General features: G+C 32.7%; 10 protein-coding genes. 2 read left to right on the top strand and 8 right to left on the bottom strand.

Features of this window, described 5'->3' with window-relative positions:
• The 4 genes from ACKI44_RS11875 to ACKI44_RS11890 all read right to left on the bottom strand — a co-directional run.
• The coding region (locus ACKI44_RS11875; protein WP_407424668.1) for a right-handed parallel beta-helix repeat-containing protein at positions 1-5,606 on the bottom strand (5,606 nt) is incomplete at its 3' end.
• 1,158 nt (positions 5,607-6,764) lie between these two features.
• On the bottom strand, positions 6,765-8,666 hold the full coding sequence (locus ACKI44_RS11880) for a hypothetical protein (protein WP_407424670.1): 1,902 nt from the start codon (positions 8,664-8,666) through the stop codon (positions 6,765-6,767).
• Between the two features lie 179 nt (positions 8,667-8,845).
• Positions 8,846-9,382, bottom strand: coding sequence for a DUF367 family protein (locus ACKI44_RS11885; protein WP_407424672.1), 537 nt, complete (start codon positions 9,380-9,382; stop codon positions 8,846-8,848).
• Positions 9,383-9,387: 5 nt separating this feature from the next.
• Entirely contained in the window at positions 9,388-10,035 is a 648-nt protein-coding gene (locus ACKI44_RS11890; protein WP_407424674.1) for a hypothetical protein, read from the bottom strand.
• Positions 10,036-10,116: 81 nt separating this feature from the next.
• Between ACKI44_RS11890 and ACKI44_RS11895 the strand changes: the two genes are divergently transcribed.
• Entirely contained in the window at positions 10,117-10,653 is a 537-nt protein-coding gene (locus ACKI44_RS11895; RefSeq protein ID WP_407424676.1) for a nicotinamide-nucleotide adenylyltransferase, read from the top strand.
• A 48-nt stretch (positions 10,654-10,701) separates the two neighbouring features.
• Complete coding sequence (locus ACKI44_RS11900; protein WP_407424678.1) at positions 10,702-11,139, top strand: molybdopterin synthase catalytic subunit; 438 nt, start codon at positions 10,702-10,704, stop codon at positions 11,137-11,139.
• A 182-nt stretch (positions 11,140-11,321) separates the two neighbouring features.
• Here ACKI44_RS11900 and ACKI44_RS11905 read toward each other — a convergent pair whose 3' ends face one another.
• From ACKI44_RS11905 to ACKI44_RS11920, 4 genes are all read right to left on the bottom strand, one after another.
• Positions 11,322-11,528 (bottom strand): molybdopterin-binding protein, encoded by a 207-nt coding sequence (locus tag ACKI44_RS11905; RefSeq protein ID WP_407424680.1) that lies wholly within the window; start codon positions 11,526-11,528, stop codon positions 11,322-11,324.
• Between the two features lie 16 nt (positions 11,529-11,544).
• Positions 11,545-11,751, bottom strand: coding sequence for a molybdopterin-binding protein (locus tag ACKI44_RS11910; RefSeq protein ID WP_407424682.1), 207 nt, complete (start codon positions 11,749-11,751; stop codon positions 11,545-11,547).
• A 65-nt stretch (positions 11,752-11,816) separates the two neighbouring features.
• Positions 11,817-12,023: a molybdopterin-binding protein gene (locus tag ACKI44_RS11915; RefSeq protein ID WP_407424684.1), complete on the bottom strand. Its 207-nt coding sequence runs from the start codon at positions 12,021-12,023 to the stop codon at positions 11,817-11,819.
• Between the two features lie 14 nt (positions 12,024-12,037).
• Positions 12,038-12,244 carry a molybdopterin-binding protein gene (locus ACKI44_RS11920; RefSeq protein ID WP_407424686.1) on the bottom strand — a complete coding sequence of 69 codons (207 nt, stop codon included), beginning with the start codon at positions 12,242-12,244 and terminating at the stop codon, positions 12,038-12,040.
• Positions 12,245-12,309 lie beyond the last annotated feature (65 nt).

Raw genomic sequence — 12,309 nt, forward strand, 5'->3', positions numbered from 1 at the left:
TCAGTAGCATTGGAAAGACCTTTATTAGCAACAACAATAGTATACTTGATTTTATCACCAACAAGAACCTTAGTCACATTAACAGTCTTACTGACAGTCAAGTTAACAAACGGATCAGCATCAACATCAACAGAAGAATTAGTCACGTTAGTATCATTCTCTTTAGAAGTAACATTAACACTGTTAGAAATAGTACCGTTTCCGATAACTTTAACAACTAAAATTAAAGTAGTGTCCTTACCAACCTCAAGAGAAGGAACAACCCAACCATTAATACTGGAGTCATAACCAGGACTTGTCTCAGCACTAACAACTTCAACCAACTTAGTATCAATAACATCAATCACTTTAACATCAGTAGCATTGGAAAGACCTTTATTAGCAACAACAATAGTATACTTGATTTTATCACCAACAAGAACCTTAGTCACATTAACAGTCTTATTAACAGTCAAATTAACAAACGGATCAGCATCAACATCAACAGAACTATTAGTCACATTAGTATCATTTTCTTTAGAAGTAACATTAACACTATTAGAAATAGTACCATTACCAATAACTTTAACAACTAAATATAAAGTAGTGTCCTTACCAACCTCAAGAGAAGGAACAACCCAACCATTAATACTGGAGTCATAACCTTGACTTGTTTCAGTGTAGTCAATTTCAACCAACTTAGTATCAATAACATCAATCACCTTAACATCAGTAGCATTAGACAAACCTTTATTAGCAACAACAATAGTATACTTGATTTTGTCACCAACAAGAACCTTAGTCACATTAACAGTCTTATTAACAGTCAAATTAACAAACGGATCAGCATCAACATCAACAGAACTATTAGTCACGTTAGTATCATTCTCTTTAGAAGTAACATTAACACTATTAGAAATAGTACCGTTTCCAATAACTTTAACAACTAAATATAAAGTAGTGTCCTTACCAACCTCAAGAGAAGGAACAACCCAACCATTAATATTAGCATCATAACCAGGACTTGTCTCAGCACTAACAACTTCAACCAACTTAGTATCAATAACATCAATCACTTTAACATCAGTAGCATTGGAAAGACCTTTATTAGCAACAACAATAGTATACTTAAGCTTATCACCAACAAGAACAACATCCGCAGCAGTCACATTAACAGTCTTATTAACAGTCAAATTAACAAACGGATCAGCATCCACATCATCAGACTTATTAACAACAGGAGTCTTATTCTCACTACTATTAACAGCAACAGTATTCACAATAGTACCTGCAGCATTAATCTTAACAACCAAAATCAAACTAGCCTCAGCACCAGGAGCAAGAGAAGCAATTCTCCAACCATTAGCAACAACACTACCATAACCAGGACTAGACTCAGCAATAACAACATCAACAAGACTACTATCAACAACATCAGTCACATTAACCATCGTAGCAGTAGACAAACCAACATTCTTAACAGTAATAGTATACTTAAGCTTATCACCAACAAGAACAACATCCGCAGCAGTCACATTAACAGTCTTATTAACAGTCAAATTAACAAACGGTTTAACATTAACATCAGCACTTGATTTAACCAAGGTTTGATTTTCATCACATGTGGCATTGACATTATTTGTTAATAAACCTTCAGCAGTAGTTTTAGCTAAAATATGGAAAACAACAGATTCTTCTTCTTTTAATTCAGTTTTAGTTAATAAACCAGTATTATTATCATATCCTGGATTATCAGATGAAATGAATTTAAATCCGCTTGGCAATGTATCATTTACTACAACGTTAGTTAAGTTACCGCTGCCAATATTAGTGACGTTAATTGTGAATGTAACAGTATCTCCAAGTACGACTTCTTTTTTATCAACTGTTTTATTTACATCCAATTTATAAACAAGAGGAACCTGAATAGTTACATTAGCTCCATAAGGATGTGTTAACACAGTATCATTGATTTTGGTTACATTAGCATAATTGGTTATATTTCCGCCTTTTAAAACTTTAACTGTAATATTTAAGGAAATAGTTCCATTAATACGTAAGTTTTCAATGAACCATTCACCAGTAGTTGGATTATAATTAACAGTATCATTAGAAGATATGAATTTTAATCTAGGATCCAATTTATCAGTAATTGTGACATTAATTTTATCAGGATGTACAACTACTTTATTAGGATCTGAATAATCTGTAGTATCAGTATTGTTAACTTTAATTGTGTATGTAATCTCATCATCAACTTCAGGAGTTAAATCAGTTACTGTTTTTGTTACATTTACATAAAATTGAGCAGCTTCAAGATATAATGTTTGATAATCAATAGTTGAACTTAAATTATGTTTTAAGAAATTGTTGTTTGAATATAAAACATAGTCTTGATTGATAATTGGAGCAGTATCATGACTAAACCAACCAACTTGTTCTTCAGCAGTTTTATTATTTACACCATAAATAACTGTTCTTTTTGCAATATTATGACCTAAATCATGGATATTACTGCCATCAGGTTCGGTATTATTTAAATACTGATTTAAAGTAGTTGTTAAATTAACACCTTCCCCAATATTAAATGAAGATTTATCTGTTAAGTTGAAACCCATTATTACCCAAGTATCTGGTAAATAAGGAGTACCTCCAGCGCCTCTTGCAGGAACATTTAATTTAGCCCTATTTTCACCATAATTTTCAAATGGTCGATTATGTCCCCACCAATTTAATTCAAGAGAATCTATAGTACTACCCTCAACTGCAACATCACATAAATCTCCCCAGTTATGAGATACTCCATTTCCAATGAGAACATTATACTCTATTGTTGCATTTTTAGTAAATATTGCACCACCAGCATAAGTTACTTCATTATCAATGAAAATATTCTCAATAGCAGTTGTATAATTTTCAGAGTAAATAGCACCACCAACACCCGCATGACATTTGGTGAAATTATTATTATATGCATATGTATTATTTGCATAAATAGCTCCACCATTATCTGCATAACCAGTACTGTTAACTAAATAGAAAGTTGAATTATGTACTTCAGCAACATTTGCATGAATAGCAGCACCCCAAGCACCAGTTCCATTTATGTTAGTAAAGTTTGAATTGAAAACATAGACATAATCACCACTAAGAGCACCGTGTTTACTATACCATGATGAAAGATTGTCGAATGTGGAATTTATAACAGTGATATTTTGTTCAGCATATATTGCTAAACCATGGGAATTTCCAGACGCATAAAGAAGTGAACTATTAGTAAATGAACAATTTTCAACATAGGCATTTTTAGCATAGATGTTTCCACCATATACATCATTACCTGAAAAAGTATTATTATCCATTTTACAATTAATAATTGTTATATTGGAATTAGTACATATCGCCATACCTCTAGGTTTAGCTTGTAATGCATGATTATTACTTATAGTACAATTTTCAATATATAAATTACCATTTGCAAATACGGTACCATTAAATTGTTTACTTTCACAAGAAGTACCTAAAACGAGGGAATTTGTTAGATTTAATGTTGAATTAGAACCAATAGCCCTTCCGTTAAGAATTTCACCACCCGTGTTATTGACAAAACGAGTATTATTTACAATAGCCCTACCCTCACCAAAAGCTACTCCATGAGTATTATTATAGAAATAACTATCATAAATGTCTAAAGTTCCGATGGCATAAATTGCACCATAATAATTCGCTTTGTTATGAGTAAAATTAGAATTATAAATTTCAGCATTACCTTTTGCATGAATTGCACCGCCTCTACTGTGAAAAGCTTTATTAATGTTAGTAAATGTTGAATTTTTCACCATAACATTTTTTTCTGTATATACTGCACCATCATATGTAGGATGAGAACCGTCACCAACTTTCATATAAATTGATGCAATAGTTGAATTTTCAATAAACACACTACCTTTTGCATAAATGAATCCACCGTCACCATTTACATCAGTTGCAGCAGATCCATTGACTTCAGAATTATAGAAGTAGACGTTATTTTCACTGTATATTGCACCACCGGCAGTATCTGCATAATTTGCACCAAAAGTTGTGTTTTCTAAATTTACATCACCTTTTGCATAAAATACACTACCATTATGTGCTATAATTTTTTTATTAATACTATCATAACCATTGTCTAAAATATTATCACATTTTTTAACAAATATTGTTGAATTTGAATAAACTGCAGAACCTTCACCCGCATAGTTTTCTTTAAGAATTACATTTTCAAGAGAAACATCACCATTTGCATAAACAGCTCCTTTTGTAATAACATTATAACTCTCAATGTAACATTCAGATATTTCACAATCAGTAAATGAAACACCTCCATGAGTATATATTGCACCACCTTCACCTGCAGAACAGCTAGTGAATGTTGAATCAGTTACAGTTAAATCATTGTTTTCTGTTATATAAATACTACCTTTAGATGTGTCAGTATAATACCCACAGTTATCAAAATAGGAATTATCAATAGTATTTACTGCTTTAGTATAAACAACACCACCAACATTAGCAAGGTTACCTGAAAAAGTAGAACCCTCAATTGTGTCTATCATACCTTCAGTATAAATAACACCACCAACATTAGCAAAATTAAAATCAAAACTAGAACCTTTAATTGATGTTACAGCAGACGCATTAGCAATATAAATTGCACCACCGGAACCTATTCCATTTTTACCATTAAATTCAAAAGTACTGCCTTCAATTAAATCTATTCCACCTTCAGTATAAATTACTGAACCATTAATTGCATGATTATCATTAAAAGTAGAATCTTTAATTGATGTTACAGCAGCCGCATTAGCAATATAAATTGCACCACCGGAACCTATTTCATCTTTACCATTTTCCTCAAAAGTACATCCTTCAATTGAATCTATTCCACCTTCAGTATAGATTACCGCACCTTTGTAGTCATCACCATATGCTATATTACTCTTAAATTCAGAACCCTTAACGGACACACGTCCGGTTGTATAAATTATTGAAGAAGTTGCAACCCAATTATTACTAAATGTAGAATCGACAATATTTACATCATTAGTTGAATAAATTACACTACCATTTGCATTTTGGACATGATCCATCCAGTTTTCTGCAGGTTTAATATTATCAAAAGTACAATCCTGAATATTTAAAGTTCCTTTTGAAGTTATTGCCGGATAAGCAACAAAAGTAGCAGCAGTCCAACCTTCTTTATAAGCAGCATGCGTAATCGTTAAATTCTTCAAAGTTACAGTAACACCACTAGATATATTAAATAAACTAGAAGCGTCTGCACCATCAATCGTTGCACCATTACCATTTATTACTAAATTTTTAGTAATATTTATTCCTGTTCTTGGATCTCCATTATTATTAAACTTATAATTATAATTTAATGTAATTTCACCTGTAGTGTCATTACCTATTAAATTTTTTAAATCTGTATATGTTTGTGTTTGACTTGGAGCTTTTAATACTCCATTATCTCCATTATCACCTATCAAATTAACATCAGTATTATCACTAGCAGAAACGCATTGCACCGACATTAAGATAAGTATTAATAAAGATATGATAATAAATTTTTTATTTATCATATTATCCTCCTTATTTTAAAAATTATCTATCGTATACCCTTTGCAATAACCATATGTCAAATAAAATCTCTGCTAATAACTTTACTGTTTAGATTTCTATCTTTTTCTCCTATCTCTTCAACAAATTTACTTTTTAAGTGTTCGACATCTATTTGCAGTCCGGCAAGTTTATTGAAGTAATGTTCAACGACCGAACTGAACTTTTCAAATACCAATAATAATAGAAAAATTATATTCAATTCATGTATTTCATTTCTCTTCAATTTAATTCCGCCATTAAATGTTATTTAAAGCGTCAAATCAAATTAAACTTAATACATAACCCAAATATCTTAAAGCAATAACGTGTTCAATTTATTACGTTTTAGAATTAATTCAGTCAAAATTCTTATATAATATAGCCGATTATCCGCATGCTTAAAAAACATGTTATGGCCAGGAAAAAAATCCTAAACATACACATTAAATAAACACTAAACCAAAGTATACCAATCAGATTTTATAGTTAACAGAAATTAACTCAAAAATTTGATTCATGCCAAATTTAATATAAGATTCGCCTTTTCTAAGTAGTATAAATCGAAATTTATTTACTTATGCTTTTTAGAATAATATCCAATTGATTCACATTTTGAAAAATGTATTAACCAGAATCATTATCCTAAAATATATTTTTCTTTTAAATTACTTATGAGTCCTAAATCTTTTACTAATCCGGATTTCATCACCAATTAAACACCATTTTTAAAAATGGCTTATTTTAACCCAAATTAGAAAATATAGGCTGTAAAGTTATTTTTGTCAAAAAGAGTATATAAAAGTATTCATTTGCTTTTATGAAAAAATTATTAAAGAATAATTTAAAAAACAGTCTATATTAAAGATTTTTTAAAAATGGGTATTACGCATAATATAATGTATAATTTAAACACAAAATCATTCGAATTTTTTAAAAAAAAATCTATTCGTGACTTTCCAAAAATTCATTTTGAATTTTTACAACTTCTGTCTGGTGTAGCTTCGCTCATCCCCAAGTGAGTGATATGCAGTATGGCTGATTTACCCCAACAGTTGACAAAATAAGTCAACAAGATTCAAATTTTCTGAATTCAGAAGGAGTGGATCAGCCAAAAGACAAATCACGATAATTACATTAAACTATAATCTTCTTTTCAATCCTCCAACACCAACAGCCAAAAGAGCAAGCAATACAACGATTATTGGATTACCGGTTGCCGGAAGAGTTTTTTCACCAGCAGAAGCAACATTTGGATTGTCTCCTTCACAATCACATTTTATAGTTATTGAACTTGGATTATAGTTGTAAGGACTTTCAAATGACAATGTCAGACCTTCGCAGCAATCTGCATTAATCTCTATCATTTCATCGATATCAAATCCGAAATATCTTAAAAATGCACGCATTTCATTTAATGACATTTCAGGGGTTCCATATTCAATAGCCCTATGGTTTGAAAGAGACTCACATGTGACTGAAGGTATATTAAAATTTAAATTTGCATAGTCCTCTATTGCTCCGGCATAAGGATCACCGGCTATAGGATAATCTTTAATATCATAACCCGTTTCAGCTACAATAAATTTACCGAGTGTGGCACTTTCCGGGGTTGGTTCTTCTGAACAGAAAATACATGTAATACCGACATCAGTGTCATCATGACGAGTATTGTGGAAATCTCCAAGTCCAACGGCATTCACTGATTTAGCAAATTTAACTATACTATTTGAAATGGTTCCATTCTCTGCCGCTACAGTATTCAAGTTAATTCCATTATATATTCTTGTATTGTTGGCTGTGGCTTCAGGGAAAATAGTGGGGAATATGTATATTGTTCCGTCAATCTCATCGCCGTAACTGGCCAATAAGTTAATTAATTTGAAGCCTGCTACCTGTGATGCAAGCTCACCTCCATGGGTTCCGACAACCATGACAAGGGTTTTGCCGTTTCCATTTCCAAACTTGATATATGGACTTCCCTGAGTGCATAAATCAATAAGAGTATCAGTTACTTCCGTATGGTCAATTGCATCCATCAGCGGGCTGTTCACACGAATGTTTGCTTTTGATCCGAAATCTATAACGCCAATCTCATATTTGGCCTTTTCAGGAGTTTCCTTAGTAATGTAAAATTTAAACTTGCCGTTTGTATCAACAGGAATCTGATACTTTCCATTGACAGTGAGTGTTCCTCCAATGACATTATTTCCGTCTTCATCCACGACATCTCCAGTAACTAATTTCCGAGTATTGTCTACAGGAGTTAGCTGAGCTATAATTTTTGTATCTTTAGGTGCGGGAAATGTAAATGATTTTGAGAATGTTGAAGGATTAAAATGTTTATTGCTGTCCGAATAGACTCCAGTAAAGTTGATTGTCTGGCCAATAAGGTTTCTTGTTGTTTTCCAGATGTATACGTAGTTACCGTTAACGTCCAAATCACAGGTTCCTAATTTTTCACCGTCCACATAAACAGTCACAATTCCCCGGGTTACCTCTTCAAAGTCATCATAATCCGGATATGCGGTGTAATCGGATTTCACGTTTCCCGTAAAATAGACCGTATCATCATACCTTGATGCAATAATGTTGGTACATGTTGTATTTGCAACGGGAACGGTCAACGGCAGTATTGTTTCGGCATCGGCGTAACCATCGGCTCCAGCATATCTGCATGTTATATTGAATTTTCCTGTATCATCAACATAAACGTTAGTGGATGCAGCACCATTTTTCACATCTACTGTGTAATTCTTACCGAATACATCAACAAAAGTCACTGCTCCGCTATCTACATTATTTCCATCTTTATCCAATACATTAACATTCAGACTAGTGTCCTTATTTCCATAAATTCCATATTGTTCCTTTGCAGTTAATTCAACCTCAATCTTTTCAGATTCCATACCTGTATCGCCAGCAGATAGTAAATTGTCCTCTGAATTAACAGATATGTCATCACTATCTGCCGCACTGGCTGCAGAAAAAGTTAATAATAAAATTGTTAAAATTGTCAAAATTACAAATGTTTTTTTTAACAAAAGATATTCCCCCATAAAAATCTTTTATTAGACATTTATTAATTTGTTCCAGTTTAATATTAATGTTGCTGTTTGAACTCAAAAAATGAATATTTTTTAATTATGGTGAATATTAATGTTTGAAGCTTGGAATACTTTCGCCATTTGCAAGCATGTGAATTATCAAAATTATATAAAAACTATTCTTCATCGGAATTTGAAGCATTTTTTGATTCTAAAAATTCATTTTGAATCTTTACAACCTCTGCACTGGTATCGGCTTCGGAGTAACTTTCAAGCAAATCATGATTAAGCTCCAAAAAGGTATGTCCCCATTTAAAACCGTCCAATATATCACGTGCCTCATCCTTAAAGCGGGTGATATACAGCGTGGCTGATATTGCCTCAACAGTTGAGAGAATACACGCTTTTCCATAGTTTACGGGATTTGTTGCAATCAGAAACGGCAATGATCTGTGGTATTTGGATAAAGAAAAGAATTTTTTAGAACTTGACACTTCGTTCCATGAACAGTCAAGTCCTACAATTCCTCTTCTTTCAACGAATCTGTAATCTTCGTATGATACAGCCTTTTCAGCATATGGATTCAATACAATAGCTCCTGAAGGAATTCTATTTATATTATAGACAAGTCTGCATTTTCCCATCTTTTCCATTTTGATGGATGTGCATTTTTTTCTGTCGCATTCATCTGCATGAAAGACTGTAATTTTCATTTTATCTACCCAGTAAGGTTTCCGCCCTGAGCCTGGCGTATAAGCTGAATCTGCTGGTCAAACTGTTCCTGGGTCAGACCGAACTGTTCGTGAATGGCCGGAACATTATTGCTTTTCTTAAGGTTTAAGGATTTGAGCAGAGGTTCAATATAGTGAACATATGAGTCACCGAAGGTGTTCAATGTGAAATTGACCTTGGATAAATCCTCAAATATTACATATAAAACGTATCCTTGAGTATCTTTTTGTGATTCACAGATTATTATTCCCATTGACTGGTTGGAGTTTGCATTTGTAGTGTTATTGATAACAGGCATTGCTTCACCGAAGTAAATGTTCCAATCATTACCGTTGTATGTACGATGATCCGGACCTTTTACACCCTGGAACTTATATATCTCCATCAATGCGGAAGAGTTATCCATTGTTGTCAGGTTATATGTGATATTGTGTTCCTTATCTTTATATGATGCCACATAAGATTCATTTGTATTCATTTTTTCAACATTTCCGACGAATGCGCCGCTCATGAAATCCGTTTCAAATGGAGTGCCTACCGTTTTATTATTTAGAGCGCCAGTTGCAAAAATAACACCTAAAACAGCTATTATTACAATAACAACTCCGATTATTATCATATTTTTCTTTTCCATTATAAAACACCGTAAATATTTTTTTACAATTAATATTTTTTAAACAAGTATTTAATATAACTTTACTTCAAATATTATAATATGAACAATAAAGTCCGTGGCATCCTAATCGGTAGGCTGCAGCCTATCCATAAAGGCCATATTCAAGTTATTAAAAAAATTTTAGAGGAAGTTGATGAAATAATCATCGGTATAGGAAGTGCTCAGTTAAGCCATGAGCTTAAAGACCCTTTTACTGCCGGTGAACGCATCGTTATGGTTACTCAGGCTTTGGCTGAGGAAAATATCGATCCGAGCAGATATTATATCATACCTATGGAAGACATCAATTTCAATGCCATCTGGAGCGCTCACGTAAAGATGATGACCCCTCCGTTTTCAATAGTATACTCAGGTAACCCCCTGGTTAAGCAGCTCTTTTCAGAAGAGGGCTATGAAGTCAGAAATCCTCCTTTATACGACAGAATGCACCTTTCCGGAAGCGAAGTGAGAAGAAGGATTTTGGCCGATGAAAACTGGCAGGAACTTGTGGCCGACTCCACCATTGACGTAATGAATGAAATCAATGGGGTTGAAAGAATAAAGAACTTATCCGTAAAGGAAATCAGTGACCTATAACAATAGTTATATATCATTATGATTAAAATAATAAAGTGAGGTTATAAAATGGTTGTCAAAGTTATTGAAGGAAAAGAAGACAAAGTAACAATGCCCGATTTACTTGAAGATTTAAAGAAAAATACGAAAATCGATTATTGCGGAGCAATATTTTCCTTTGAAGGAATCGTGCGTGGAAAAGAAGAAAATATGGATTTGGAAAAACTTATTTTAACCACCCCTGATAAGGAAGTTACCAAAAAGGAAATTGAAGAAATTGTCGAAAACGCAAAAATCAAATATAACGTGGCTGAAATATCAGTCGTGCATTACCTTGGAGAATTCTACACCGGAGACAGCTTATTTTTAGTTGCAGTCTTAGGCGGTCACAGAGGAGAAACCCTGGACGCTTTAAAAGAAGTTATCGAAAGAGTAAAATATGATGTGGAATTCAAAAAAGAGGAAATTTCCAAACAGGGAACAAAAACAATATTAGCAGGAGGATAGCGTGAGCATCATCCTCATTATTAAATTATTAATACTATTCGCTGCGGTTTACTTTACTGTAAAGCACTTAAAATTCATAATAGTATTGATTCTTTTGATAATACTTCTATTTGTATTGCCTGGTCTTTTAGGCTATGGGATTATTTAAAAAAAAGAGTTTAAAAAACTGGATTTAATCCAGTTTATTTACCGATAATTACTTCAGTTGATTTAATTAATGCAACGACATCATCGCCATCTTTTAAACCTAATCTTTCAGCAGACTCTTTAGTGATGACTGCAGTGATAACATTAGGATCTTCCACTTCGATTTTGATGTTAGCCATAACTTTTCCTAATTCAACGTTTGTGACTTTACCTTTTAATTGATTTCTTGCACTTAATTCCATTTTAATCTCTCCTAATCTATTTGCCTACAATTACTTCGGTTGATTTAATTAAAGCGTTTACATCGTCACCTTCTTTTAAACCTAATCTTTCAGCAGACTCTTTAGTGATGACTGCAGTGATAACTCCAGGTTCAGACACTTCAATTTTAATGTTAGCCATTACAGCACCTAATTCTACACCAGTTACTTTACCTTTTAATTGATTTCTTGCACTAAGTTCCATGAGAATCTCTCCTTTATTTAATATTTAACGTTATGCACTTATAAATACTTCGGTTGATTTGATACCTATTTACCTACAATAACTTCAGTTGATTTGATTAAAGCAACAACATCATCGCCATCTTTTAAACCTAATCTTTCAGCAGACTCTTTTGTAATAACAGCAGTGATAACACCAGGTTCAGACACTTCAATTTTGATATTTGCCATTACAGCACCTAATTCAACGTTTGAAACTTTTCCTTTTAATTGATTTCTTGCACTTAATTCCATATTTAACACCTCATTTATTTTCCTATGATAACTTCAGTTGATTTTATTAATGCAGTAACATCATCACCATCTTTTAAACCAAGATTTTCAGCAGATTCCTTAGTAATAACCGCAGTGATTATAGCAGGTTCTGACACTTCGATTTTGATATTTGCCATTACAGCACCTAATTCTACACCAGTTACTTTACCTTTTAATTGATTTCTTGCACTAAGTTCCATTTTTTATATCTCCTATAAGTTGTACATTAATATGTTATATCGAATTGCATATAAATGTTTCGGTT

Source organism: Methanobrevibacter sp. (assembly GCF_045646205.1).
Classification (GTDB): Archaea; Methanobacteriota; Methanobacteria; order Methanobacteriales; family Methanobacteriaceae; genus Methanocatella.

Bases quoted from the DNA above. Each gene is read 5' to 3' on its own strand.
- ACKI44_RS11895 (WP_407424676.1), top strand. From the start codon at position 10,117: ATGAACAATAAAGTCCGTGGCATCCTAATCGGTAGGCTGCAGCCTATC.
- ACKI44_RS11920 (WP_407424686.1), bottom strand. From the start codon at position 12,244: ATGGAACTTAGTGCAAGAAATCAATTAAAAGGTAAAGTAACTGGTGTA.
- ACKI44_RS11900 (WP_407424678.1), top strand. From the start codon at position 10,702: ATGGTTGTCAAAGTTATTGAAGGAAAAGAAGACAAAGTAACAATGCCC.
- ACKI44_RS11910 (WP_407424682.1), bottom strand. From the start codon at position 11,751: ATGGAACTTAGTGCAAGAAATCAATTAAAAGGTAAAGTAACTGGTGTA.
- ACKI44_RS11890 (WP_407424674.1), bottom strand. From the start codon at position 10,035: ATGGAAAAGAAAAATATGATAATAATCGGAGTTGTTATTGTAATAATA.
- ACKI44_RS11915 (WP_407424684.1), bottom strand. From the start codon at position 12,023: ATGGAATTAAGTGCAAGAAATCAATTAAAAGGAAAAGTTTCAAACGTT.
- ACKI44_RS11885 (WP_407424672.1), bottom strand. From the start codon at position 9,382: ATGAAAATTACAGTCTTTCATGCAGATGAATGCGACAGAAAAAAATGC.
- ACKI44_RS11905 (WP_407424680.1), bottom strand. From the start codon at position 11,528: ATGGAATTAAGTGCAAGAAATCAATTAAAAGGTAAAGTCACAAACGTT.